Genomic DNA, 26,697 nt, shown 5'->3' with positions numbered 1-26,697 from the left:
CTCATTTCTTAAGTTTCGTGAACTAATACTATTCGGCATCTTCCACAATTATCCTTCAATATTTTTTGCGTTTGTTTGGACTGCCTGCTTTACATGAACACAAACATGGCAAACAGACACTTCTTAATAAATGAAAGTCCGTAAAAAAGCCCAGCTACAAGTAGCTGGACGTTTTCATGTTAGCTTTCCAAATCCGTTGACTCCGGTTCTTCATGGCCTTGCGGCGCGATCAATTCATTATAGAAGGTTGCATTTGCTGTACTGATGTATGGAGTCAGCCAAAGGAAACCAATTCCAAGGGTAAAGATGGCAATGAATGCCCAACCTATAAAACTGAGGTTCATCAGGAAATATTTCCACTTATAGCCTTTCATCCTGACTTTACTTTCCGTAATCGCTTCAAGAGCCGAGAATTCCGGGTTATCCCTAAGCAGGAAGAATACTTGAGAATAGGATAGCCCTTTGATAATGCCTGGGATAATTAATAATAAAGCCCATAGCATCGTAAAAATTCCAACGAGGATCGAAGTCCCGATTAACTTAAGTGAAAGCTCCCATTCTTTATATACCGCAAATACATCAGAGATTTTCGGGTCATTCCACCTGGCAATACTTAAATAGAACCAGTAGCTGGCAACCGTCAGCGGGATGAATAAAAATGAAATGAATAGATTAACCATATCTGCAATTACTGGCGTTTCAGTTTGATTAAACCACTGAGAAAATCCTCCACTTAACAAGATCTCTACAATCGTGGGCACGAACGTCGTGATCAGAAAAACTATAAGAGTAAGAGCGACAGCAAGGCCCCACTTTCCTTTTAAAGTGGCAAGGGATTTCTTTTTGATCTGTGAAATCGTTAAATTCATCTAGTTTTCTCCTTTGTTTTAGATGTATCGCCATAAAAATGAAGATACCTCATGTATATTTTGAAAAAATTAAAAGTTTCATAGAATATTTTCTCAGACAGCAATCTCATTAAAATTATCGATCCAACTAACAAGCTCATCTGCATCTAGCGGTTTAGAGTAGAAATAACCCTGAATAATTGGATTTTCGGAATTAGAGGAAAGGAAATTCATTTGTTCTTCATTTTCCACTCCCTCAATCACCACTTTTAATTTCAATGAATGTCCGAGACTAATGATGGCTTTCATGATCGCAGAATCTTTTTCTGATTGAGGGACATCATCCACAAAGGATTTGTCTATTTTCATGGTCGAAATCGGCAGCCGTTTTAAATAAGATAATGATGATACGCCCGTCCCAAAATCATCTAGGGCGACCGTAAAACCAAATTCTTTGAAATCCCCAACTGCCCTGATTGCATCTTCGATCTGATCAATTACACTCGTCTCAGTAATTTCAAGCTCAAGATAATTGCTTTCGATCCCATACTTCGAAACGCTCTGCTTCAATGTTTCCATTAAGTGTGGTGATGTAAAGTAGGATCCTGGTATATTGATCGCTACCTTGAAAATTGGCAGTTCATGACTGTTCCAAAAGCTGATTTGCTTGCATACATGATCAATGAGCCAATCTGTAACTTCATGCATTTTCCCGTTTTCTTCAAGAATCGGTATAAAAATACCTGGTGAAATCACACCATGTATGGAATGCTTCCAACGAAGCAAAGCTTCAACTCCAAACACGACCCGAGTCTTGGAACATATTTTAGGCTGGTATAAAACAAAAAGTTCGTCTTCCTGCATCGCCCTGTCTATGTCCTGAATCAGATTTCGCTCAAAAGCGAAGGTATGGATTTTAGGGTCATATTCAATCACTGCATGATTATAAGCGGTGTTAGAATGTTGAAGTACTGCCATCGTATTCGAGAATAGTTCTGGACGGCCATTCGCTTCAGAAGAAGCCACTGCGCAGACCATTTCAATGGGCAATTTCTTTTCATTAATAACTAACGGTTTACTCAAAAAAGCCATGATTCTTTCCAGGGAAATTTTCAATTTTTCAGTGTCAGGTTCATTCTCTAAGACCAGGGCAAAGCGATTGCCTTCTATTCTGTACAACATACAGAACGCGGGCTTGAGCTTGACAAGAATTTCGCTGATAGTCTTAATCACATCATCGCCAACTTCATAGCCATATCGTCTATTCCACTTTTCCAGTCCATGTATGTGGAGGATGGCCAAACTTGCTGGCGAGGAGACATTGAGCATTTTTTCAAACTGTCGTCTATTTGGCATCCCTGTCAAAGCATCGAAATGATTCAAACGAAAATCGACATACCGATCGAGCAAGCTTGATAGACCAGAAAGTCCTAAGATCACTCCAATGCCCAATGTCACAGAAACAATGAGCATTTGCAAATTCATATGATGCGTATGCGATGTTGGTGGCAGAGGATTTCCCTCCGTATAAAAAACAATCGCCTCCATACCTATATAATGCATGCTGGCGACAGCGATCCCCATCAATAAGGATGTGATTAGCTTGAGAAAAAAGTTTCCCATGAACTTTTGCAGGCTGGTAAATATGTATAGCGCAACATAGGAAACAAGAATGGCAATCAGGATGGATAGAATGAATAGAACTGGCCGATAAGCATATTCGATTTCCATTTCCATCGCAGACATTCCAATATAATGCATCGAAGCAATTCCGATTCCCATAATGATCCCGGCAAGTATTTTAGGCCACGGAGTTAGGTTGGTCCGATTTGAGATATAAAACGCCAGGTACGAAGCCATTACCGCTGGAAAAACAGAGAAGATAGTGGCTGGAAAATTATATTCCATGGTCACCGGAAGCCTGAAAGCACTCATTCCGATGAAATGCATCGCCCAAATCCCCATTCCCATAGCAATAGACGCGAGGACCAGCCAAAGATTCCTGCTAAAAAAACCATTCTTTCTGATCCTCTCATTCATTGAAAGGGCAGTAAAGGAAGCGAGAAACGCGATGACTACCGAAAGAAATACAATTGACGGAGAATATTCTCCTTGTAAAATAACAATATTTTCAGGTTTATGAGTTATAAACATTCTTGGCAAACATCCCTTAGCTGTATTTTCACGCTGATTACATGGTAATTATATCGGCTAGCGCCCCATTTATTTAAGTGGTTTTAAATGAAGTTCCTTCTCCACTTTTAAAAAAGTTTCCCACCCCTGATTGGTTTATTTTCAAACATGTTTTAGTGTGTCACTCTTATCAATTTAGCACAACGGCCAAATCGCATATCAACATAAAAAAACAGACTGTGGACAAACCCGAATCGAGTCTGTCTGCAGTCTGTCATTTAATGTCCAGCTATTTTAGATATGCCTAGTTCATTTTTTATGTTTCTCTGGCTCTATGCTTGCCGCTTTCTCTAATCTGCGGAATCGTCTTAAATCTGCTGGCCTGATCGGCAGTGGTTCTTTTTTCAGCAATTTAAGAATTGCGAACATCAGCAATAGCAGCAAGACTGTAAATGGAAGTGCTGCAATCAACGAAGCAGTCTGCAATGCTTCGAGTCCGCCAGCGTATAGCAGCACGGCAGATATAGCTGCCATTAATGAACCCCAGACGATTTTTGCGAATCTTGGAGGGTTCAAACTTCCAGATGTCGTCATACTTGCCAGGATATAGGTAGCCGAATCAGCTGATGTGACCAAGAAGGTGAAAATCAAAATGATCGATAATACCGATAAAACCGACGTCATTGGCAGCACTTCAAATGTTTTAAATAAGGCAGAAGTTAAATCTTCGTTTACTGCTGCCGCGATCCCCGTATCGTAATTCAGGTCATTCCATAAAGCAGTTCCACCGAAAGCTGCGATCCAAAGGCAGGCAATTACAGGTGGAATCACCATGACCCCAAAAATATACTCCCTGATTGTCCTTCCCTTTGAAACACGTGCTACGAACGCTCCAACAAATGGAGACCAGGCAATCGCCCAAGCCCAATAGAAGATCGTCCAATCCCTTGTCCAGGTTCCTTCCTGGTAGGGCTGCAGCCTCAGGCTATATTGGATGAAATTCGCGAAGTAGTCACCAATTGCCAGTGTAAAGCTTTCCATGATAAAAACTGTAGGACCAGCTATCAAAACGAATAACAAAAGTACGATTGCAATCCCTAGATTCAAGTTGCTGAGCATCGCAATCCCTTTATCAAGTCCGGTTGAAGACGAAATCATATAGGCAATGAAAATGACTAAAATAATGATCATTTGTATACCGATGGAGTTTCCTGTATCAAACACAGCGTTCAGGCCGCCATTCATTTGCAGGACGCCAAGCCCGACAGACGTGGCAATCCCCATTACAGTAGCTACGACAGCAAGTGTATCAATTGTATTTTTCACAGCAGGTTTTGTGCCGGTAATCGGCTCAAGGGCAGTAGAAACCAGCCCGTTTCTTTGTTTGCGGTACTGAAGAAACCCGATTACTAAACCAACAATCGCAAAAACGGACCATTGACTGACTCCCCAGTGAAAGAATGAATAGCCCATTGCGACTCTGGCTGCATTCCTAGATTCTCCTTCTATATCGGCAAATGGCGTGTTAAAGAAATGGCTCATTGGTTCAGCAATTCCCCAGAAAACGAGCCCGGCTCCAAAACCGGCTGAGAAAAGCATGCCGATCCAGGTAAAGAAAGAAAACTCAGGGCGCTCTCCTTCACCGCCTAGCCGGATTGCTCCGTATTTACTGACAGCCAGTCCAATCAAGAATAAAACAATAATAAACACTGCCAGCAAATAGAACCAGCCAAAATTAAAAGTTGTAAAACTAAAAAGTTCTCCAGCGATTGCACCAAACTTCTTCGGTACAATAGCTCCAACTACGACGAACAGCAGAATCACCGCAGCTGACACAGTAAAAACAAAGTTTGAGAATATTTTCTTAAGCATGTCAGCCTCCAAGAAATATGTAGTTTCAGTTATGTATAACCTCATACAAAGCAACAGCAAGCTGCCTGCTGCCATGTAATTATTCTGTAATCTTTTTCCCTTAATTATCCACTGTGAAACTTTATTTTCACATACCATCTATGCCATTCAAGTTTATCACCTGATAATTAAGCGAGATGTTCATTTTACATAACCAAAGAGAAAATGAACGCTTAGAGTGCTCTAAGCGTCCATCCCTTTAAAATGTTTTGCTTAAAAACTCACGAGTCCGTTCCTCGACTGGATTTTCAAAAATTTCTTCAGGGTGACCTACTTCTATGATCCGTCCCCCGTGCATATAGACAACCCAATCAGCTACCTCACGAGCAAAGCCCATCTCATGTGTGACGACTACCATGGTCATGCCTTCTTCCGCCAGCTCTTTCATCGTTGCAAGCACTTCTCCTACCAACTCTGGATCCAGTGCAGATGTTGGTTCATCAAACAACATGATGTCAGGCTTCATCGCCAGTGCTCTAGCAATTGCTACACGCTGCTTCTGTCCGCCGGAAAGTTTCGATGGATAGACCTTTTCTTTATCGGCAAGGCCCACCTTCCCTAATAGTTCCCTTGCTTCCTTTATGGCCTGGGACCTGCTGATTCCTTTTACGTGGATTGGTGCCTCTATGATATTTTCAATCACATTTTTGTGTGGAAACAGGTTAAAGTGCTGAAAAACCATGCCGATTTTCTGACGCACTTCGTTCAGATCATGAGAACCTGCGTTTATTTCTTCCCCTTCAATGATGATCTGTCCATTATCCTTGATTTCAAGGAAGTTCAAGCATCGCAGCAATGTACTTTTACCAGATCCACTGGCTCCAATTAAACAAACTACGTCACTTTCTTTTACTGTTATATCAACGTCCTTCAGTACATGAAGATCGCCAAATGATTTATTCAGTTTTTTCACATTGATCATATCTCTTCCGTCCAAAACGAATTCCCCCTTAATCACTTACCGAAAGTTTCTTCTCAAGCAGTCCAACCAAAGCAGATATCAAGTAAACAAGGAATAAATAGTACACAGCAACAATGAGCAAATACGTCATGTTGTCAAAATCGTTTGCACCTTTTGTTGTCGCGACATTGAATAATTCATACATGCCGATAAAAGCTGCCAATGATGAATCCTTGAGGCCAATGATGAACTGATTCCCTAGCGGCGGAAGTGCGCGGCGGAAAGCTTGTGGAAGGATGATTCTCCGCATTGTCAGGACTCTGCTCATTCCCAGTGAACGGCCAGCTTCCATTTGTCCCTTGTCGATAGACTGGATTGTTCCCCTGAAGATTTCCGCAATATAGGCACCGTTATGGAATGCTAGTCCTAGTGCAACAGACCAAAAAGCAGAAATGTTCAGATTAGTCATTCCAAAGTAGAAGATGAAGATTTGGACGATTAGCGGGGTTCCTCTGACTAAATAAATATAGGCATTTGCAATCCATTCCAATACTTTAATGCCAGAGATTTTAAGAAAGGCAAAAAACAATCCTATGAAAATAGCAATCAAGATCGATACTGCTGTAACTTGTAATGTAAGTAGCATGCCTTTGAGGAATATATCATACGTGTCAAAAAAGACTTCTATAACATGCGATAGACTTGGCAAATTCATTCAACTCCCTGTGGGCTCAATTATTCTTCACTAATATTCATTTTTAAGCAGAAACGAATGTGCAGTTTTACCGCACATTCGCTCCAGATGACAACTTATTATTCCGGCTTAACTGTGATGTCTTCACCAAAATATTTTTCACTGATTTCTTTCAACGTTCCATTTTCTCTTAGAGTTTCCAATGCCTCGTTGACTTTCTCCAGCAATTCATCGTTGTCTTGGGCTATGGCAATTGCCTGCTCGCTTCGTCCAAGAAGCTCTCTGCCTTCAATTTCCAGGCCAGCACCAATCGCTTCTTTCCCTGTAATAAAGTCCGTTATAACAGCGTCGTGCCTTCCGTTGGCTAACGCTTCTAGAGCAGTTACGTCACTGTCATAAAGCACAATATTATCTGTCACATCTTCAGCAGTCTTTGCATAAGTAGAACCTTTTGAAACGGCGATTTCCAGTCCCTCTAGATCAGCAAGTTTTTCTGCATCACTGTCTGGTCTAACAAAAATTTGTGGTCCAGAGTAGTAGTATGGAGTAGAAAAATTCACATGCTTCTTACGATCATCATTAATGGTATGACTGGCAACAGCTGCATCGAAGCGGCCTGACTTAACACCTTCTACGATACTGGCAAACTTGAATTTTTTCTGATTTGGTTCCAGGCCGAGTTCCTTTGCCACCGCTTCGGCAACATCGATGTCAAAACCACTCATTTTTCCTTCTCCATCGGTTACGCTGAATGGTTTGAATTCACCAGATGATGCAAAAGTGAACTTGCCATCCTCGGCCAACTTCATGCCGCCGTCACCGGATGCCTTTTCATCGCTGCCACAAGCAGCCAGGAGACCGATCATGGTCACCATAAGAGTAAATAAGGTTAATATTTTCTTCACTGTTTAAAACTCCCCCTCAAAAATCTATATTTTTAAATTTATTCTGTTAAACGGTCCTTATAACTTAATTATAAAAAACCGCAACATTCACCTTAATACTTATTACCCAGTTCTCTAATATAGTAAACTACTATTATCAGATTTGATTCATATTTCCTAATTCATTGAATATGATCCCTTGGGCTTGTAATTCGTTTATGAAGATAATTGTAACAATTCTGTAATATTCAATCAAAATCCAAATTATCTGATAATTCTTCATATCATTTGATATTCTTTGTTCTCATCAAATGAGCCAGCAGAGTCTCCGTTTTCCCTCTATATCCTCTGATATACTCCAGATTCTTTCTTGTCCGACATTTTTCCCGAAAAAAATTCATTATACTAAGAAAAGCCAGAGTCCGAATACGGTCCCTGGCTTTTAGTTCATATGTGCTATAAAAATTTTGTCATTCATTAAAGCAAATTAATCTATAATTCTTTTTGGACAGGAATACACATTAAAAGATTTTCCACGTATAAAACCTACTGCCGTAATGTTTAAATCCTTAGCCAGTTTGATAGCAAGATCTGTCGGAGCTGATTTTGACAAAACAATCCCCACCCCAATCTTTGCAGCCTTCAATAGCACTTCCGAAGATATTCTGCCGCTAAAAACAATGATTTTATTTCTTACAGGGACTCGGTTCAAAATACTATATCCGTATAGTTTATCCAATGCATTATGACGCCCGATATCCGTGCGCACCGCAATCATTTCATCAGGTGAACAAAGAGCTGCATTATGGACTCCACCTGTTTCAAGGAACACCTGGGAGCTACTCTGCATCTGGTTCATCAACGCAATGCTCTGGGTCGCTGATATCGTTGTATTGGACATCGAGGTTTTTGCTGTCTTGGCATCATTGTGAAAATAGAATTGACGGCTCTTTCCGCAGCAGGACCCGATAAAGCGTTTTGAATAATACTCCTGGTTTGTTGTCATATTCACTTTTAGCATAACGTAAGCATAACCTCTGCTTTCATCAATGCTAAGTGAATGGATGTCATTGTAAGAACGGATAACCCCTTCGGATGCCAGAAAACCGACAACCATTTCCTCAAAATGTGTAGGAGTGCAAACCATGGTTGCGAACTCCATATCGTTTACAAAGATTGTCAATGGGAATTCATTGACGATAACATCCTCAACATCCAGGAATTGTCCATCCTGATATTTTGTTATGGTATATTTATCACTCATATTTTCTAACATAATCGTCACCTGAGTTTTTAGATTTTGAGAATACTTAAAATCTAAACACACTCTTTTCTTTTTCACAAGAAAAATTTACAACACATACATAGTGTAAAATTGATTTAGCAACGTAAAATGTATTGCATCTCCAGTTCTAAGATGATAAAATTTTCCCGAAGTTCACTATTCTGTCACGTTTTGATTTCGAGATAGCGATCCTGTCGTCGGTTAAAGTGTAATGGAAATGTAAGCGATTAACTGTTGGTCCATGAGTAGCGATACCTGCTTATTACTAACCGTCAATTTTTCTGTCAATGTCCGCCTCTTTCTGGCGGGCTTGGAAAGATTGGCGGTTTTCTGTTTCTTGAGAGAGAACAGCGAAGTACAACAGTATACATATCGAGATTGGAATCAGCTATTAAGCAGTATAATAGATTCCATCAACTTCAATGTCATAGCAATTGTTTTATGGAGAATTTAAGTAAGGGGGAAAAAGCATGAAAAAGACGAAGAACCGATGGCTTATTGCAGCATCTGCAGTGGGGATTCACATATCTATTGGTTCAGTGTACGCCTGGAGCAACTTTACAAACCCATTAATCGAAGAATTTGGGTGGACTTCCAAGCAAGTACAATTTACCTTTAGCCTTGCAATCCTATTTTTAGGACTATCAGCTGCATTTCTTGGACATTTTGTAGAGAAGCATGGACCCAGAAAAGCTGGGCTTCTTGCAGCGGGCTTTTTCGGAGCAGGAATTTTAGGGTCAGGCCTTGCGGTTAATCTTGGATCATTGCCATTATTGTATATAACTTATGGTGTTTTAGGCGGCATAGGACTGGGAGTGGGTTATATAGCCCCTGTTTCGACTTTAGTAAAATGGTTCCCTGACCGGCGCGGCCTGGCAACAGGACTTGCGATCATGGGATTTGGATTTGCTGCAGCAATCAGCAGTCCTGTCATGGACTCCCTGATTAAATCTGTAGGCACAGCCAATACGTTTTACATTCTGGGTGCAGCTTACTTTATTATCATGACGCTATCATCACTGTACCTTGAAAGGCCGCCCGCTGATTGGGCTCCAAAAGGCTTTAAGGAAAAAGCTGATTCAGGGAAAGTGAAAGTGAAGAAAGACCTTTCCCAGCTCACAGCAAATGAAGCTATAAAGACTTCCCGATTTTACTATCTGTGGGTGATGCTCTTCATCAACGTCACTTGCGGAATTGCCATTCTTTCGGCCGCAAAACCTTTGGCAGAAGAAAGTATTGGCCTGACTACAGCCGAGGCTGCTGCACTTGTTGGTGTTTTAGGTCTATTCAACGGATTTGGCCGAATTGCATGGGCGTCGATTTCAGACTATATCGGCCGTCCAAACACTTACACCATTTTCTTTGCCTCACAGATTGTATTATTTATGTTACTGCCGCATACAAAAGAAGCTTTCTTATTCCAGGTTATGCTTGCGGTGGTTTACACAATGTATGGAGGCGGTTTTGCTGCGATCCCTGCTTTCATCGGTGACATATTCGGAACAAAACAACTAGGCGCGATTCACGGCTATATCCTGACTGCATGGGCCGCTGCCGGATTGGCTGGACCGATGTTCGCAGCCTGGATGAAAGACACTACTGGAAGCTACGCAACAAGCCTAACGTTCTTCAGCGGACTGTTCGTTGTTGCACTGGCAGTATCCATTTTAATTCGCCGTGACATTAATAAACTGCGAAAACAAAATGAAGCGAGTGAAAGACTCGCTGGTTAATGCTTTGTAATCGCCTCTTTATATGGTAAAATACCAATCGTCTTATAACCTGTATTGATGACAGGAGGATCATATGAATAAATACGAGGCGGAATTCAGTAATCTAGTCCGTTCCTTTCGCAAAAAGCATATGGGGAAAGGGCCAAGCAAAATAACCACTACCTTCTGTAAAAAATGGGCCATCTGTGAGATGGAGGGAAACCTTTCACCTGTTGAGAAGTTCATTGCTTCCGCAAATGAAGGGAAACAGGCACTGAGAGCTGCAAGAACGGAAATGGTTAAAGAAATGTACCGAAAGAATCCTCCAATTGAGATGGAAGATTTTCTCGGCTGCAAGTTGGTAGAACTTTTTGTAGATATAGATATCGATCGTGATTTTGGAATGTCCATCTTTGTTTTCGATGAAGATATCCAAGCGAAATTCAGTGAATGAAAAGGTATGGCACTTGGCAGCGAACCTGCTAAAGACTAACCACCGTTAACACCTGAAGCATCATTCTCAGGCTAACGGTGGTTTTTTTATAAGGCTCTTTCGTAAACTTGGTTGCTTTCTCAACCAAAAGTTTTACGTGTCCTTAAGCAATCTTTATTAGAAGGATCTTTAAAAAGAGCCCCTAACGCCTTTTGATTTTTAAACAGGACATAAAACAACAAAATCATGGTGATAACAACCTTTTATTGACTTAAAGATCGTAACAAATGGGAGTGTTTCAATTGGGAAAAACAAAACATCCAGGACCACAGAAAAAAGCAGCAATGCCTGCACCTAAACACTGGGTCAGCCCGATTCCCTTTGGGCTTGGCAAAGTGAAACCTAAGCATATTAGAGATACTATGAAAACACTTTGGGACAACAGGGATAACTTTGGGTACGCGACCAACATCCTGACTAAAGGGGTTTGTGACGGATGTGCGCTGGGTGTATCAGGTCTCAATGACCAGACGTTAACCGGTCCCCACATCTGTACAACAAGATTGAATGTCCTTAGGCTGAATACTGCCGGTGCTATTAAACCGGAAATTCTTCACTCCGATATTGATGACCTCAGGAAATATGATAGTACCCAGCTTCGCAAACTGGGACGTATCCCCTATCCAATGATCCGCAGGAAGGGTGAGCGGAAGTTCTCCCGCATTACCTGGGATGATGCAATGGATATGATTGCAGAGAAAGCGAAAAAGCTGGATCCGAAACAGTACGCTTTTTACCTGACAAGCCGGGGGATTACAAATGAATCTTACTATGTAGCAGGTAAAGTCTCCCGCTTTCTGGGTACCAACAATATTGACAATGCAAGCCGGATTTGTCATTCTCCTTCTAAAACAGCCCTAAAAAGATCCATTGGCGTTGGAGCTTCTACTTCTAATTATCAGGACTGGATTGGCACTGATGTCTTGTTGTTCTGGGGCAGCGTAGCATCAAACAGTTCACCGGTTTCTTCGAAATATATGTTGGAGGCAAAGAAAAAAGGAACAAAAATCATTGTCGTCAATCCATATAAGGAACCGGCTATGGATGAATACTGGATTCCTTCAAATCCAGAATCCGCTCTCTTCGGCACGAAAATTGCGGATGATTTCTACCAGGTGAACATCGGCGGAGATATTGCCTTTATGCATGGAATCATGAAGCATTGGTTTGAAATGGAGGAGAGCCATCACGGTTCGGCCATCAATCATGAGTTTGTCAACGCACATGTAAATGGCTATGAAGAATTAAAATCCAAAGTCCAGAAGCAAAAATGGGACGATATTATCGCATCTTCTGGCATTCCTCAAGAACGCATTTTCGAGTTGGCTGAACTTCTCGCTAATAGCAAGAATGCGGTTTATGCATGGGCACTTGGTTTGACGATGCATTCATTTGCAACAGATAATATTTCACAAGTGGCGAACCTTGCATTGCTCAGGGGACACCTTGGCCGAAAGCACGCAGGTCTGATGCCTTTCCGTGGACACTCTTCTGTCCAGGGCAGCGGTGAAATGGGTGCAGATCCTTTCGTTCTCCCAGGCGGAGATTTTTATGGAGAAAATATTAAGCGAATTGAGGAGCTATGGGGATTCGAACTTCCGGATTGGCAAGGCGACATCGTCGGAGTGACTCTCGAGAATATTTTGCTTCCTGAGGAACATGAACGCAAGATTAAGATGTACTATCTGTCGGGTGGCAATTTCCTTGAAACAATGCCGGACCCCAACTTTGTGGAGAAAGCATTGTCCGAATTGGATATCCGTGTCCATCAGGATATCATCCTGAATACTTCTACCCTTGTTGATGCAAAGGAAGCTGTCATCGTTCTTCCGGCGAAGACTCGTTATGAGCAGGAAGGCGGCGGAACATCCACTTCAACTGAGCGTATGGTTTATTTTAGCCCTGAAATTGAAGGCAACAAAAATCAGGTTGAAGAAGCTCGTGCAGAGTGGAAAATCTACATTGATTTAGCAAAGCGCATCAAGCCTGAGACTGCACATCTAGTTGATTTTAAAGATGCACAGGAGATTCGGAATGAAATCGCCCTGGCAAATCCAAATTATGACGGAGTACAACATCTTAAAAAAGCAGGAGATGTGTTCCAGTGGGGAGGAGCCTGGTTATGTGAAGATGGAATCTGCCCTACTTCAGACGGAAAAGGAAATCTGATTTCAGTTGATATCCCAGAACTCGGTAAAAAAGAAGGACAATTCATCGTTACTTCCCGTCGAGGAAAGCAATTCAACTCCATGGTCTACAATGAAGTCGATCCGCTCAATGGTGCTGGACGCTATGATGTCCTGATGAATGCAGATGACGCACAGGACCTTAGCATTGCTGAAGGCGAAGGAATTGTTCTATACAACGGCTTTGGTGTTTTCCAGGGAAGAGCGAAATTCGTAGACATTTCACGGGGCAATGTCCAGGTTCATTTCCCGGAAGGAAATTTCCTTCTGCCAAGAGGCCGCTATGAAAAGTACGCCGGAATCCCAGACTACAACATCACAGTCACGCTGGAAAAAGCTGATCGCTTCAATGCCAGAAAAGACGTCGAACACCACGAAAAACGCATTGTAGATGATGAACTCGACTCACCAGCTTAACAATTATAAAACCAGCTTGCAGATTTTAACGTCTGCAAGCTGGTTTTATATAATAATGAAGTTTCTGGTTGTATTTAGATTTTCTTTCTTTTAACAAAGAAACAGGAAAGCCATTTTGAATAACCTTTTCTGTATTAAAGAATATTGGATTTTTCAAGTCGTTTGTTTACTAAAACCACCTTGGTCCTCTGTGTTTTTCATTGCTTCTCTCATCCGAACTGCTTTCATCCTCAATGTGTCTGCCTTCTTCGGTTTCATGCCTTCCTCTTCTTCCATGACCAAAGAAATCTAATGGATGCCTTCTATCCCTGTGATGCCTTCTAGGACTTTCCTGAATGATCTCAACTTCTTTTGCATGAATGGTAAGCTTATCAACATGAATAACCTTTCCTTTTTCACGTGACATATTTTCCCCTCCTACATTTAATTATTCTGTATTATCCTATTCGTTCTTCCAGGAAGGGTATAGGCGTTTTTAATTTTAATCAACTATATAAACAATTGAAAAAGGCAATATAAAAACTGCACCTCCATTGTTAGTTTTGCGTCCAACAATTTCAGTGCAGTTCATACGGCTATAGATCTATAGATTAATTGCTTTGTGACCAATCTTCGACCAGGTTCAATGTTGCAGTTTCCTCTTTTCCATCCCGGTAGAATGTCACTGTTACTTCATCGCCAACCTCTTTCTCGGTGTATAAATATTTACGTAGTTCACCTGCGGTTTTCACTTCTGTGTCATCAAGTTTTGTAATGACATCGTACTCCTTTAAGCCAGCCCTTCCTGCAGGTGACGTGGATACTACTTCCTTGATGACGACTCCATTTTCCACTCCAGCTGGCAAGTTTAACGTCTCACTGTAATATTGAGATGGAATATCGGACAGTGAAATCGGAACAATGCCTATATAAGGCCTCATTACTTCCCCATATTCTTCTAAATCTTTCAAAATTGGCATTGCTACATCAACTGGAATGGCAAATCCTATCCCCTCAACAGCCTCTTGGGCTATTTTAGATGAATTGATGCCAATCAGCTCTCCTTGAATATTGATTAATGCCCCCCCACTGTTACCTGGATTAATGGACGCATCGGTTTGGACTACTTCTGACTGCCAATCAATGCTTCCATCCTGATCTATATCGACAGGCATCACTCGATCTGGAGCGCTGATTACACCGGCCGTTATAGTACCATGCAAGAAGCCTAACGGATTTCCAATCGCAATCGCAGTTTCCCCTGGCTCCAGTTTTTCCGATTTGCCAAGTTCAATAACATCATTAATCTCTTCACCATTTACCTCCAATACAGCAAGATCAAGCAGTGGATCGGAGCCTAAGAGCTTAGCCGGAAGCTTCTTTTCGTTGCCAAGGCTAATTTCAATCTGGCTTGCGCCGGCAATAACATGGTGATTAGTTGCTACATATGCTTTGCTACCCTCTTTTTTATAAATGACTCCTGAACCAGATCCGGCTTTTTGTGGCTCAGTTCCTTCCCACATACTTCCGCCTTCGTATTTCACCACGCTGACAACCGTATCCATACTTTTGTTAACCGCTTCCTTTATAGTGGGATCCTCTTCTCCCTCATCAGCACTGACTTTTGCAGTAAACTTTCCCTCTGGATCGTTCTTGGCTGTAGACACTAAATCTTTTTCAGACGAAAACGGACCAAGCAAGAAGATAAGAATCGCTCCAACGACTATTCCGGCAATGCCTGTCAAAAACAAAGACTTGAAATTATTCTTTTTACGATTATCCATTTTTCACCTGTCCTTTCCAGCTTATAATTTGGTTAAGTTGTCTATTTGTGTAAATAGTTGAAAATAATAAGGAAATGTGTAATATTTTCAACTTATATGTTCGTTTAGGTTACTTGACCATGGGTAAAATCTGTACATTGATTACAAAAAACATTTTTAAGATAGGAGGTCTCTAATCATGTTCGGCTTTTCAGACTTTGTTGGCTTTCTTCTGGCACTGTTATTTATTTATCCAGTAGTTTCACTAATTCATGAGTTAGGGCATTCCTTCTTTGCATGGATATTTGGAGGGGAATTCAGTTTCTCCCTTGGGCGCGGAAAAAGAATCTTCAAAAAGGGACCATTCAGTTTAAACAGCATGTATTTTTTGGATGCCTTTAGCGAGTATGAGCACCTTAAATGGAATAATCGTTTAACCCATTTCCTTGTCCATGCCGGTGGCATCATCTTTAATCTTGGATCCGTGTTGGCCCTTAATATTCTCATTTCTCAAGGATTTTTAGAACCTCATACTATATTTGTCCGTTATTCCTATTTTTCTGTCTGGCTGGCTACTTTTTCATTAATTCCAGTCGATTACGGAAATGGCAATTATAGTGACGGCCTGGCCATTTACCAAGTCCTGCGTTATAAAAAATGGCCTAAGCTTACCGGTTAAGTCTCATGATAAGCAGTGCCTGTCCTACTGGAACAGATAGTTTTTTTAAAATACAGAACTAATCCCTATATCCATAAAAAAGAGGCATTCCTATCCAAAGGAATGCCTCTTGCCCTCCAGCTTAGGAAGTCACATACATATCAGTGTTTAATGAATTGGAGTCTCTAAAGGTGGTATGGATTTCCTCTCTTCTTTCCTCATCCACCTCAACCAACACCAGGATATTTCCTTCCTTCAAGTATTTCTCATATTCCTTGGCGTCATCCTCGGTTACTCCGGCACCTGTCAATGCACCTACAATTCCGCCTCCTGTAGCGCCAATTGCTGCACCGCTCAAAGTTGTTGCAAGCGGACCTGCTGCAGCAAGTACACCAATACCAGGGATTGAGAGCAGACCGATTTCAGCTATCAGGCCAGCAATGCCTCCAAGAACTCCACCGGTTCCAGCACCAATACCGGCACCCTTGCCAGCATTTTTTCCTCGGCCAGAATCATTTTCAATTACATCAACATCCGTCTGGTCTTCAATGTTCTCCAATTTATCATCGTCCTTTGCGAAGATTGATAAATCGTTCGTATCAAAGCCCATTTCCTTAAGTCTTCTAATTGCACCAATTGCTTCGTCTGAGTCCCTGAATACTCCACCTACGATTGTCTTTTCCATTGACTATACCTCCATTCTAGTTTTTACGCTCATTCGAATTAAAATATTTAACTGGTTGAGCGTAATGGTTTCTGTTGCGGCATCCAATGTCTAAAAGTTGAGATTCTCAAAACTAAGACATATATGCCAATACAACTATTTACCATTATAAAAATTGTGTGATTGTGCCTACATAGAACCAATACCCGTCACATTTCTGCCTAAACATAGAGTCCTTTTCCATTAAATATGGAAATAAAAAAGATGGCTTAAAAGCCATCTTTTTGTCTATCTATTTACCTTTGTTTCCGTTCTCTTCTCTGAACTTATTTTCTGCCTTTACTGCACGAGTGAAGTCCTTTGCGTAAAGCACCTCCTGAGTATCAGTCAGACCATTGTTCTGATCAGTATTCAACCCTTTGTTAGGAGCTTTATTTTTATCCATAAGATCTACCTCCTGTGATTGAGTTTTGATGAACCTCTATTATGTTCGTACCCTTTTTATTTTAGGGTAAACGTAACTGCCACTCAGTTCACAGGTTGAAAGATGGCCCGTACAAAGCTAGTATATAAAGTTACACCCCTTGTACTGGCCCCAACTTCACTCTATATCCCTCTTGATGCTCCATCCTATTATGGTCACCAATATTCATAGAATTCGGCCCCAAATCCATGTCCATATCGCTTTTGGTAGTACTATATATCATCTCAGCAATATTAAAGGCAGCACCGGATTGTATTTGATTCACTTTAACATTTTGAATGGAAATTTTACCGGTTGTATCGTTAATGATTTCTGATTGGAGTTCACCGTTTTGTTCAGGTTTCATTAATTCTACTTTTTCTTCGAGTTCTCTTATTCTGGTTTGGTAAGAGAGGGCAAGCTGTATCCAATATTCTTTTTCTGAATGAATTAAATGGTAAAAGTAATTATTCACCGCTTGCACCCCTTAGTTTCCTACCTCTGCTATATCGGGATCATTCACTTGTGGTATCGAGAAATTCCCGCTGCCAGCATTATTGATAAAATTCGCATCCCCTACGGTAAATGAACCCGCTTGTGCCTGCATGTTCATTTTACTGTGAGTAGAGGTGAACAAAATCTCACCGTTGTTCATTGATGCTCCCGATTGAACACCGCCAATCTTAATACCGCCAATTAATACAGGCATCTGATCACTCCTAAAAATGGCAAGTATATTAGCATTGTATGTGTAAGAGGAAATTTTCGTGTGCCTAATTCATTGATATAATGTCGTATTAAATTCCCCAATAAAAAAACCCTGCATTCCAAATGCAAGGATTTAGTCTTAAAGCAAACTTATGATGCCATGTTTCTGCATGCTTCTGCACATTGACGGCAGATTTTTGCGCATTCCTGGCAGTGGGCATCCTGGAACTTTTCACAATGCGTTGCACATGCATCACAAATATCTGCACACAGCTGGCAATGCTGCTTGGCAAACTGGCTGTTTCTTGCCATATAAGCCACAGCCTGAAGGCATATTTCTGCGCAGTCATTCAAGGTCTGAATGCACATGATTCGTGCCTGGACATCAGGCTCCTGAAGACAGGCAGTCAGGCACTCCTCACACGCCCTTGCACATTTCACACATGCATCAATACAGTTGTCCATTTGAGATGTTGACGCTGACAATATTCCCATATCACTTATTCCTCCTAATATCATTTAACACACTTTATATTTTGTGAATTTCGATGAATTATACGTTAAATGTTAATGGAGTCAACTTCGGGAATGGTTTGTCCTCTATTTTCATATGATGGTAAAAAGGGGGCTAGCCATGTTATTGTACAATACTTTTGTCTTTTTTACTCTTTCTGCAGTTATTCTGATTTCCATCATCCTTGCTCTTCGTCAAAAGGCTGATATGGCAGGCATGACCGGGATGATTATTCCAATGTTTATCGGCATGAATATTGGATTGACTAGTGGACTTTTACTGGGAACTGTTTTTCGGGGTGACCTATTTCTTTCTACCATTTTATCAATGCTGATAGGAGCAGCAGCTGGCACGATTACTGGTGCTTCATTCGGTTCTGCTGCTGCAATCGAAGGTCTAATGTCCGGCATAATGGGCGGTATGATGGGGGCCATGCTTGGAGAAATGCTTCAGCCTGAAAAATCCCTGATCTTCATTAACATTTTCTTGACAGTAACACTTGCAGCCCTATTCCTTTTTAAAATACTACCAAAAACTGAAACAGCCATCACATCCAAAAGATATTATATGAAACCATTACTCACTTTCATATTCCTGGTATTCTACCTCTATTCGGGCAGCAAACTTGGACACACTTGGATCGAAACCCTAAAGGGAAGTACGCCGCAACAGGAACACAAACATCACCCATAAGAAAGAAACGGTTGAAAACAACCGTTTCTTTCATGTGAAATTCTCCTGAAAGCCGAGCTATATAAGAGAAAAACCAAGATGCTGTTCAACAATTCTAAACCGCCATCAATACTGCATTTTTTTGACAGCTTTAGGCTCTACTATTTGAAACCTGTCACAATAATCACGTTTTCTCGACAGCTTTGAGCTCCACTACCTGAAACCTGTCACAATAACCTCGTTTTCTTGACAGCTTTGACTTCCGCAACCTGAAACCTGTCACAATAACCTCGTTTTCTTGACAACTTTGACTTCCACAACCTGAAACCTGTCACAATAACCTCGTTTTCTTGACAGCATTGACTTCAATAACCTGAAACCTGTCACAATAACCTCGTTTTCTTGACAGCTTTGACTTCCACAACCTGAAACCTGTCACAATAACCTCGTTTTCTTGACAGCTTTGACTTCCACAACCTGAAACCTGTCACAATAACCTCGTTTTCTTGACAGCTTTGACTTCCACAACCTGAAACCTGTCACAATAACCTCGTTTTCTTGACAGCATTGACTTCAATATCCTGAAACCTGTCACAATAACCCCGTTTTCTTGACAGCTTTAAGCTCTAAAACTTGAAACATGTCACAATAACAGCTCTCCATGAAGCTTTTACCTTATTCCAAACTAAGGTATCATTGGCTAATCAAGAATAGAAACTATCTTTTTAGCAAAAGCAGCTAGTTCAAGCTTTTCAAGTGTTTGGCAATACTCAAATTCTATGTTTCCAACAGATGGTGCCTCTATCTCCCTAAGATATTCTATGACTTTAATATCATCAAACCATTCTCCTGCCTCTGCCTCCGGATGCAGGCGGTTTTTCCATACATTTTGCAATGTGGGGCTATAAATCCTTCTTGCACCTGGTTTTAGCTTGCATGAACGCAATTTAATTTGATATTTAAGTCCTGGGCTTCCTTCATGTACATCATTGAAGATATGAGGCCAGTAATCTTTTCTTGAACCAGTATGCGGATGCAACCTTGCCCACTCTTCCACCTTTTTCAGTAGTCCATCATCAAATAGAACAGCATAAAGTCTCTTACCCAATTGGATTCTTTCACGCAATGATTCGAATTGGTTCACTGTCTGGCCAGCCAATTTAATAACACCATAATCATTGTATGGGAAAAGAATTTGATTGAAGGACAATATATCCTGTATTTCAAACTCCAGGGTACTGAATACCTCTTTGATATATTTTTTATTCCGGATGACTCTATTTTCTATATAATGCTGTTCATTGATGATCAAACCGATTGTGAGCAAAGATGGATTGGAAGCTTTCCAGAAGTGCTCCCAAATCGTTTCCATAAAAACAGAAACATTCAGGTGTGGAAGGAGACTGAACAGCGGTTTTTTCCTCTTCAGACTTTCCTCATAGAGCAGAAGTTGTGGATAGGCATCCTGGAAGATCAGCCAATTCCCTCGTTCAAGGAATAAGAAGTAGGATTCCTTTTCGCCTTTGGATAAAAGTCTTTTTAAAAGCTCAGCTTTTAAATCAGTCATGCTCCATCCACCATTCCGTGAAACCATATGGGCTAGGAATGCCCAGTGAATTTCCGGATGCTTAAAATAAAAGTCCAAATATGCTTTCGTTCTTGTGATATTATTTTTATTTAATTGTTCCGTTTTCCTCTTTATTTCAAAAACGATTTTTTTCTCTTCTGCAGTAGGGTTCCTTACCTGCTTCACCTTCTGCCTTTTTTGTAAATTACCCTCGATTACTTCAATGGGTGACTTTATTCTTCTTTTTAAAAAGGAAATGATCCATTCCCCCTTTTCATCCGGTTATTTTAGTATAAGAATATGAAGGAATATTTCTGATAATAACCAGTCAACGTACAATGCTTTGCTCGAAGATTCCCGACAATCCTCGGCCTCTTACTAATCCAAGTTCCTAAAACCCGAATTGCCCATATGATAAATGCGGAATGCATTTTTTGTTTGGGGAGGAATAGGATGTTTTACCATGTAAAAGAGTTACAATATCAAGCAAAACCAGAACGGCCTGATCCTGTTTATGCCAGGAAACTTCAAGAAGTGCTCGGTGGACAGTTCGGGGAAATTTCTGTGGCTATGCAATATCTTTTTCAAGGGTGGAATACGCGGGGGGATGGAAAGTATCGGGATCTTTTAATGGATACCGGAACAGAAGAATTGGCCCATATCGAAATGCTATCCACCATGATCGCCAGGCTCTTGGATGGGGCACCTGTTGGAGCACAAGAGGAAGCGGCAAAGGATCCGATGATGAAAGCGATTTTAGGAGGAATGAATCCGCAGCATATCATCGTATCAGGATTAGGCGCTATGCCTGCTGACAGTGTTGGAAACCGGTGGACTGCGGAGTACATCGCCGCGAGCGGCAACCTTCTTGCTGACTTCAGGGCTAATCTGAATGCTGAGTCCCAGGGAAGGCTCCAGGTTGCCAGGCTATATTATGAAACGACAGACCGTGGAGTAAGGGACATGCTATCCTGGCTTTTGGCGAGGGACACGATGCACCAAAATCAGTGGATTGCCGCAATCAAAGAATTGGAGGCAAAGGAAAATGTAGTAGTCCCAAGCACCTTCCCGAAACATCTAGAAAAACAGGAAGTTTCCTACGTGCTATTTAACCTTTCAGAGGGAGACGAAAGTGCTGCAGGCAGATGGGCAAGCGGAATGAGTATGGATGGCCTGGGCGCATTCCAATATGTCCAGAATCCGGCTCCATTTGGTCCAAAACCAAAGCTAAAACCAGCACCACCTTATGTTTTCAATACACCTCCTGCTGTTATACACACTGAGCAGATCCCGCCAAACTTAATGTAAAAAAAGATGGTGAATGCAAAAAAAGCTTCAATCCTTAAAAAAGGATTGAAGCTTTTTAGTATGATTCCTACTGGGTTCGAACCAGCGACCTCTACCCTGTCAAGGTAGCGCTCTCCCAGCTGAGCTAAGGAATCCTATTGTGTTTGTCCTGTTTAGTGAGGACATATACTAATATATACTGAAATGATGGGATTGTCAATAATATATTGCATAAAAAAACTGTTTTACGAATTTTTCATTGCCTCTATAACTCTATAAATGTATGAATCTTCATGGGGTACAAAGTCTCTTTTTGTAACAAGCAAGCTACTTGGTTTCTTTTCATGGTCCCCACTGGACAGAAAACCTTCTGCTTTTATTTTCTGCTTCTTACCAGACCATAGATTTATGAATTCAGACATGCTTGTCATCATAATGCCCGAGACCTCTTCCCTTTGCAGGTCGTAATGATCGAATGGTATATGCTTGTCATATAAAAACACATGGCACAATTCATTATCAAGAAATCCAGGACTTTTCAATGAATCTTTGATTACTCCTAATGACTTCAGATCCTCCAGGGAAAATTCAATCCCAAGCTCCTCTTTCACTTCTCTTAAACCATCCAAATGGGTTTCCTCTGCAAGAATATGGCCCGCTGCAGTAATATCCAACAAATTGGGATAATCTTTTTTGTCTGAGCTGCGGACTTGAAAAAAAATAAAATGCTCATCTCCGATCTTCTCAGTAAACCAGCAATGAAAGGTCTCATGCCAATGCCCTTCTCTATGTACTTCCGCTCTAGTGGCGGTTCCTCTTGCGTTCCCATTTTCATCAAATGTCTTAAGCAGTTCTTTTTCCATGATTCCACCTCCGAGTTAATTATACCATTAATATTATACGAACAAGCGTTCTAGAAAATGGTTGAATAAAGAACTTATGTTCGGGTATAATGGATATATAAATTATAAGGAGCGAGAGCATATGAAAAGCCTGCTTGAAAGATCGCTTAAGGAAAAACTTGCTGTGGAGATGATTTATCTTGCAGCAAATAACGAAATTACCCAACGCAGAATAATCGTAAAAGAAATGCACGAACATTATTTTAAAGCTTTCTGTTTTCTTAGAAAGGCTGACCGCCTTTTCAAAAAGGAAAACATCTTGTCGGTTATGCTCGAAAGGGGAAAATTGCTTAAATCAAGCTAAAAAAAGAAGCCCTTTAGCTAGGACTCCTTTTTATCTTCATTAATTTGCTGTCTTTGGTTTCACTGATTCTTTATCCTTGATGATCACTTGTAGGGCAACAAGGAGTATGAATAGACCGAGACCGATGATATCTGTCATACCTTCTGGATAGATCAGCATAATACCTGCTACCAATCCAAGCACTCTTTCCCACCAGAATAATTTCCTCAGCCAGTAACCGATAATACCGGCACCAATTGCCAGCATACCTGAAATGGCGGTAAACACGACCCAAATCAAGTACGTCCAGGTTGTATCGATCATAAGAAGTTCAGGAGACAACACGAACATATAAGGTATGATGAAAGCGGCAATTGCCAGCTTAGCAGAATTCACACCGGTACGCAGTGGTTCTCCGCCCGACACTCCCGCAGCTGCAAATGCTGCCAGCGCAACCGGAGGCGTGATATCGGCAATGATACCGAAATAGAAAACAAATAAGTGAGCAGACAAATCTGGGATACCCAAAAGGATGATCGCAGGTGCGGCAATTGTCGATGTGATAACATAGTTGGCCGTTGTTGGCGAACCCATCCCCAGTACAATTGCTGCCAGCATCGTAAACATCAAGGTTGGAATCAAGTAACCGCCTGAAAGGTCAAGTAAGCCATTTGCAAGCTTCAATCCAAGTCCTGTCTTCGTAACGACACCAACAATTATACCTGCAGCTGCTGTAGCAGCCGCAACTCCCAATGCTGTCCTCGCACCGTCGACAAGCGCATCAATCGCATCTTTAAAACCGATTCTCGTCTCTTTGCTAAAAGCACTGACGATAATGGTCGATAGAATTGACCAAAGGGCAGCACGCATGATACTCATACCGCTTACCATCAAAAGAATGACAATCAAGATTGGCAAAAGAAGATAAATCTTTTTAAGCACTTCTTTTCTGTCTGGCATTTCTTCGTCACTTAAACCGCGCAGCCCAATTCTCTTTGCTTCGAAGTGTGTCATGATCCAGATTCCAGTAAAATATAATAATGCCGGAATGGTTGCTGCTTTGGCAATTTCCCAATAAGTAATTCCGCCACCGATGAATTCAACCATGAGGAACGCAGCCGCTCCCATGATTGGCGGCATGAGCTGCCCACCAGTTGATGCCGCTGCTTCGACAGCACCGGCAAACTCTTTGCGGTAGCCAAGCTTTTTCATCATTGGAATCGTAAATGAACCTGAAGTAACAACGTTAGCCACTGAACTTCCGCTGATTGTTCCCTGCAGGGCGCTGGAGAATATCGCAACCTTGGCTGGTCCACCAGTACTTTTACCTGCAACGGCAACAGCAAGGTCATTGAAATATTGTCCTACCCCTGTCTTTACGAGGAATGCACCGAACAATAGAAATAAGAAAATAAATGTTGATGAAACCCCCAGCGGAGTTCCCAGAATACCTTCCGTCGTAAAGAACATTGTCTGGACAAGAGATTCAAGATCCAGTCCCCTGTGGGCCAAGAAACCTGGCATATAAGGTCCATAAAGGGCATAAGCCATAAATAAAGCTGCAATAATGGTAATCGGCAAGCCAACTGTCCTTCTTGTAGCTTCAAGAACCAGCAGGATCGCAGCGATACCAATGTAGAAGTCCATTGGTGTCAAACGGCCGACACGGTTTACGAGGTCATCTATCATCATTGGCCAATAAGCACCGACAGCAACCGCGATCACTGCCAATAGCAGATCATACCATGCTACTTTTTTCACCTTGAGATTCTTCTTCCTTGCCGGGAACAGCAAGAAAATAAGCGCGAGAGCGAATCCCAGGTGGATCGAACGCTGGAGCTGGGCAGTCAAAACACCAAATATCGAGGTGTACAGCTGGAATAACGAGAAAGCCAGAAGTCCGAAGAAGACAATCCATCCCATCGTACCTGCCAATTTTCTAGTTGCCGCCTCCGGATCATACTTTTCCAAAAGCTCTTGTTGTTTTTCTTGAGATACCATTTCTTCATTTGTCGTCAAGGATATTCACTCCTTCCAATTGCTTCAATAAACTAATTTTCTCAATCTTTATCCGTATCCTGGATCCAGGCTCAATCGCCTTCGACAAAGGGTACGTTATGTCTTCATAAATCAGGGTGTGTTTTGCCCGGACTTGGCCAAGCCGCATATCGAAATGAGAGAATTCCCTGGCCATATTTGTTATATAATATTTGCCATCCTTCATTTCAAAGTTCTCTCCATCCGCAATTTCAGATGGCATACCAATTGCAAAATCTTCATACTCAAGTTCATATTGTCTGATTTTATCACTTTCGGTAACTTTATAGCTTTCTATCACATCTGACAGATGGATCGAATGTGTATACTTTATTTTAAAGGTTTCCCCTGCATCAATCGGTACATAGCAGAGTATATCATTACTTTCTGGTGCAAGAAAAACTAGAGCTTTTTTGTATGGGATATTGATTGAGATAAAAATAAAAATGATGAGGGCAGACAGAACGAAGATTTTTAGTTTATTCCTGTTTTTTTTCATATCAATAGCCTCGCCTGTCCATTGTCTCCAATGGAGTTCTTTCGTTATTACAGTAAAAAATAGACCGGTTGGAAGTTCGGTCTATCCTGCCTGGGTTGTCACCCATGTGGCCTTCTAGTGAAAACCTTCTTTTTAAGATGAAGTGACCGGACTATGCCCTTAGGACACGGTCCGGCCAATTTCTTTCTTGCTCTTACTCAGCTGCTTTGATACCTTTTTCATCATAGTATTTCTGTGCACCTGGGTGGACTTCGATACCTACACCGTTAAGTGCATTTTCAGGCTTAATTTGCTTAGCTTTCGCGTGTGTCACCTGATCAAGATTTTCGAAAATTGACTTTGTGATGTCATATACAAGATCCTCAGAAAGGTCTGCTTTTACTACGAGCATCGCAAGAACTGCCACTGTCGGCACTTCAGAATCTAGCTTGTAAGTTCCAGAAGGTACTACTTCTTTAGCATAGTATGGGTACTTCTCGATTAGCTCTTCAGCTTTGTCAGCTTCAACTGGTACAATAACAACCTTTTCTGTTGCAGACAATTCTTCAACAGCAGCTGTAGGTGTTCCAGCTGTTACGAAAGCAGCATCGATGTTGCCATCTTTGATTCCGTTAACAGACTCATCAAAGCTTAAGTCCTGCTTTTCAATATCATCAAGTGACAGTCCATAAACTTCAAGGATTTGTTCAGCATTCGCCGCTGTACCAGAACCTGGTGCACCAATTGAGACTTTTTTGCCTTTAAGATCCGCTACAGATTTAATCCCTGATTTTTCAGTTGTAACGATTTGAATCGTTTCAGGGTAAAGTGTACCGATTGCCTTGATGTTATCAATTTTATTTCCGTCAAACATCAGTTTACCTTCCGTTGCGTAGGAAGCGATGTCAGTTTGTGTGAAGGCGATTTCACCTTTATTGTCTTTAATGCTCTGCATATTCTCTGCAGAAGCTCCTGTTGTTTCAGCATTTGTGCTTACCCCTGTTGCGTCAGATACGATCTTGGCAAACGATCCGCCCAACGGGAAGTATGTACCACCCGTACCACCAGTAAGGATGCTCATGTATTTTGGCTTTTCTTCTGATTTTCCTTCTCCGCCGCCCTCTTCGTCAGAGCCGCCTCCGCCGCCACATGCAGCCAGGACCATTGAAAGGACCAGCATCAATGCAGAGAATAAAAGAAACTTTCTTTTTTTCATCAGAATTCCCCCTTATAGAAATAGAATTGTTCAACATAATCT

At 41.4% G+C, this 26,697-nt stretch carries 26 protein-coding genes and 1 tRNA gene; 7 read left to right on the top strand and 20 right to left on the bottom strand.

The window, feature by feature from the left end; all coding sequences use genetic code 11:
- Positions 1 to 179: 179 nt before the first annotated feature.
- The 7 genes from LGO15_RS07415 to fdhD all read right to left on the bottom strand — a co-directional run bounded on the left by LGO15_RS07415 (position 180) and on the right by fdhD (position 8,647).
- Positions 180 to 869, bottom strand: a complete 690-nt coding sequence (locus LGO15_RS07415) for a DUF975 family protein (protein ID WP_226087211.1) — start codon at positions 867 to 869, stop codon at positions 180 to 182.
- Positions 870 to 962: 93 nt separating this feature from the next.
- Positions 963 to 3,002, bottom strand: a complete 2,040-nt coding sequence (locus tag LGO15_RS07410; protein ID WP_167833766.1) for a bifunctional diguanylate cyclase/phosphodiesterase — start codon at positions 3,000 to 3,002, stop codon at positions 963 to 965.
- Between the two features lie 288 nt (positions 3,003 to 3,290).
- Entirely contained in the window at positions 3,291 to 4,853 is a 1,563-nt protein-coding gene (locus LGO15_RS07405; protein ID WP_226087210.1) for a BCCT family transporter, read from the bottom strand.
- A 238-nt stretch (positions 4,854 to 5,091) separates the two neighbouring features.
- Positions 5,092 to 5,814, bottom strand: a complete 723-nt coding sequence (locus tag LGO15_RS07400) for an amino acid ABC transporter ATP-binding protein (protein ID WP_167833828.1) — start codon at positions 5,812 to 5,814, stop codon at positions 5,092 to 5,094.
- Positions 5,815 to 5,842: 28 nt separating this feature from the next.
- On the bottom strand, positions 5,843 to 6,508 hold the full coding sequence (locus tag LGO15_RS07395) for an amino acid ABC transporter permease (RefSeq protein ID WP_167833768.1): 666 nt from the start codon (positions 6,506 to 6,508) through the stop codon (positions 5,843 to 5,845).
- Between the two features lie 98 nt (positions 6,509 to 6,606).
- Positions 6,607 to 7,362, bottom strand: coding sequence for a transporter substrate-binding domain-containing protein (locus tag LGO15_RS07390; RefSeq protein ID WP_167833829.1), 756 nt, complete (start codon positions 7,360 to 7,362; stop codon positions 6,607 to 6,609).
- Positions 7,363 to 7,858: 496 nt separating this feature from the next.
- Positions 7,859 to 8,647, bottom strand: coding sequence for a formate dehydrogenase accessory sulfurtransferase FdhD (fdhD, locus tag LGO15_RS07385; RefSeq protein ID WP_226087208.1), 789 nt, complete (start codon positions 8,645 to 8,647; stop codon positions 7,859 to 7,861).
- 479 nt (positions 8,648 to 9,126) lie between these two features.
- Between fdhD and LGO15_RS07380 the strand changes: the two genes are divergently transcribed.
- From LGO15_RS07380 to LGO15_RS07370, 3 genes are all read left to right on the top strand, one after another.
- A complete protein-coding gene (locus LGO15_RS07380; protein ID WP_167833770.1) occupies positions 9,127 to 10,389 on the top strand; it encodes an L-lactate MFS transporter in 1,263 nt (420 codons plus the stop codon).
- 73 nt (positions 10,390 to 10,462) lie between these two features.
- Entirely contained in the window at positions 10,463 to 10,822 is a 360-nt protein-coding gene (locus LGO15_RS07375) for a Na-translocating system protein MpsC family protein (RefSeq protein ID WP_167833771.1), read from the top strand.
- 281 nt (positions 10,823 to 11,103) lie between these two features.
- Positions 11,104 to 13,464, top strand: coding sequence for an FdhF/YdeP family oxidoreductase (locus LGO15_RS07370; protein WP_226087207.1), 2,361 nt, complete (start codon positions 11,104 to 11,106; stop codon positions 13,462 to 13,464).
- A 169-nt stretch (positions 13,465 to 13,633) separates the two neighbouring features.
- On the opposite strand, the gene LGO15_RS07365 is transcribed toward LGO15_RS07370, so the two are convergent.
- Together LGO15_RS07365 and LGO15_RS07360 are read right to left on the bottom strand one after the other, a co-directional pair.
- Positions 13,634 to 13,870, bottom strand: coding sequence for a hypothetical protein (locus LGO15_RS07365; RefSeq protein WP_226087206.1), 237 nt, complete (start codon positions 13,868 to 13,870; stop codon positions 13,634 to 13,636).
- Between the two features lie 184 nt (positions 13,871 to 14,054).
- Complete coding sequence (locus tag LGO15_RS07360) at positions 14,055 to 15,227, bottom strand: S1C family serine protease (RefSeq protein ID WP_226087205.1); 1,173 nt, start codon at positions 15,225 to 15,227, stop codon at positions 14,055 to 14,057.
- Positions 15,228 to 15,405: 178 nt separating this feature from the next.
- Here LGO15_RS07360 and LGO15_RS07355 point away from each other — a divergent pair, with 178 nt between their 5' ends.
- A complete protein-coding gene (locus LGO15_RS07355) occupies positions 15,406 to 15,885 on the top strand; it encodes a hypothetical protein (protein WP_167833777.1) in 480 nt (159 codons plus the stop codon).
- 121 nt (positions 15,886 to 16,006) lie between these two features.
- Here LGO15_RS07355 and LGO15_RS07350 read toward each other — a convergent pair whose 3' ends face one another.
- The 5 genes from LGO15_RS07350 to LGO15_RS07330 all read right to left on the bottom strand — a co-directional run bounded on the left by LGO15_RS07350 (position 16,007) and on the right by LGO15_RS07330 (position 18,194).
- Complete coding sequence (locus LGO15_RS07350; RefSeq protein WP_226087204.1) at positions 16,007 to 16,549, bottom strand: general stress protein; 543 nt, start codon at positions 16,547 to 16,549, stop codon at positions 16,007 to 16,009.
- A 271-nt stretch (positions 16,550 to 16,820) separates the two neighbouring features.
- Positions 16,821 to 16,973, bottom strand: a complete 153-nt coding sequence (locus LGO15_RS07345; protein ID WP_226087203.1) for a YfhE family protein — start codon at positions 16,971 to 16,973, stop codon at positions 16,821 to 16,823.
- Positions 16,974 to 17,103: 130 nt separating this feature from the next.
- Positions 17,104 to 17,466: a hypothetical protein gene (locus LGO15_RS07340; RefSeq protein ID WP_226087202.1), complete on the bottom strand. Its 363-nt coding sequence runs from the start codon at positions 17,464 to 17,466 to the stop codon at positions 17,104 to 17,106.
- A gap of 12 nt (positions 17,467 to 17,478) precedes the next feature.
- A complete protein-coding gene (locus LGO15_RS07335) occupies positions 17,479 to 17,700 on the bottom strand; it encodes a spore germination protein (protein ID WP_226087201.1) in 222 nt (73 codons plus the stop codon).
- Positions 17,701 to 17,849: 149 nt separating this feature from the next.
- Complete coding sequence (locus LGO15_RS07330; RefSeq protein ID WP_226087200.1) at positions 17,850 to 18,194, bottom strand: four-helix bundle copper-binding protein; 345 nt, start codon at positions 18,192 to 18,194, stop codon at positions 17,850 to 17,852.
- Positions 18,195 to 18,333: 139 nt separating this feature from the next.
- Between LGO15_RS07330 and LGO15_RS07325 the strand changes: the two genes are divergently transcribed.
- On the top strand, positions 18,334 to 18,906 hold the full coding sequence (locus tag LGO15_RS07325; protein ID WP_226087199.1) for a hypothetical protein: 573 nt from the start codon (positions 18,334 to 18,336) through the stop codon (positions 18,904 to 18,906).
- A 679-nt stretch (positions 18,907 to 19,585) separates the two neighbouring features.
- On the opposite strand, the gene LGO15_RS07320 is transcribed toward LGO15_RS07325, so the two are convergent.
- A complete protein-coding gene (locus LGO15_RS07320) occupies positions 19,586 to 20,638 on the bottom strand; it encodes a DUF2515 domain-containing protein (RefSeq protein WP_318999829.1) in 1,053 nt (350 codons plus the stop codon).
- Between the two features lie 267 nt (positions 20,639 to 20,905).
- Between LGO15_RS07320 and LGO15_RS07315 the strand changes: the two genes are divergently transcribed.
- Positions 20,906 to 21,760, top strand: a complete 855-nt coding sequence (locus LGO15_RS07315) for a manganese catalase (protein ID WP_226087198.1) — start codon at positions 20,906 to 20,908, stop codon at positions 21,758 to 21,760.
- A gap of 61 nt (positions 21,761 to 21,821) precedes the next feature.
- On the opposite strand, the gene LGO15_RS07310 is transcribed toward LGO15_RS07315, so the two are convergent.
- Together LGO15_RS07310 and LGO15_RS07305 are read right to left on the bottom strand one after the other, a co-directional pair.
- Positions 21,822 to 21,894, bottom strand: a tRNA-Val gene (locus LGO15_RS07310).
- A gap of 90 nt (positions 21,895 to 21,984) precedes the next feature.
- Positions 21,985 to 22,602 (bottom strand): NUDIX hydrolase, encoded by a 618-nt coding sequence (locus LGO15_RS07305; protein WP_226087197.1) that lies wholly within the window; start codon positions 22,600 to 22,602, stop codon positions 21,985 to 21,987.
- A 121-nt stretch (positions 22,603 to 22,723) separates the two neighbouring features.
- Between LGO15_RS07305 and LGO15_RS07300 the strand changes: the two genes are divergently transcribed.
- A complete protein-coding gene (locus LGO15_RS07300; RefSeq protein WP_167833786.1) occupies positions 22,724 to 22,945 on the top strand; it encodes a hypothetical protein in 222 nt (73 codons plus the stop codon).
- 39 nt (positions 22,946 to 22,984) lie between these two features.
- Here LGO15_RS07300 and LGO15_RS07295 read toward each other — a convergent pair whose 3' ends face one another.
- The 3 genes from LGO15_RS07295 to LGO15_RS07285 all read right to left on the bottom strand — a co-directional run bounded on the left by LGO15_RS07295 (position 22,985) and on the right by LGO15_RS07285 (position 26,655).
- Entirely contained in the window at positions 22,985 to 24,925 is a 1,941-nt protein-coding gene (locus LGO15_RS07295; protein ID WP_226087843.1) for a TRAP transporter permease, read from the bottom strand.
- 4 nt (positions 24,926 to 24,929) lie between these two features.
- On the bottom strand, positions 24,930 to 25,460 hold the full coding sequence (locus tag LGO15_RS07290) for a DUF1850 domain-containing protein (protein ID WP_226087196.1): 531 nt from the start codon (positions 25,458 to 25,460) through the stop codon (positions 24,930 to 24,932).
- 193 nt (positions 25,461 to 25,653) lie between these two features.
- On the bottom strand, positions 25,654 to 26,655 hold the full coding sequence (locus LGO15_RS07285; protein ID WP_226087195.1) for a TAXI family TRAP transporter solute-binding subunit: 1,002 nt from the start codon (positions 26,653 to 26,655) through the stop codon (positions 25,654 to 25,656).
- Positions 26,656 to 26,697: the final 42 nt, after the last annotated feature.

The organism is Mesobacillus sp. S13, from assembly GCF_020422885.1.
GTDB classification, from domain to species: domain Bacteria; phylum Bacillota; class Bacilli; order Bacillales; family Cytobacillaceae; genus Mesobacillus; species Mesobacillus selenatarsenatis_A.
The sequence above is the reverse complement of the archived record's forward strand: the minus strand, read 5'-3'. Positions and strand labels throughout refer to the sequence as shown.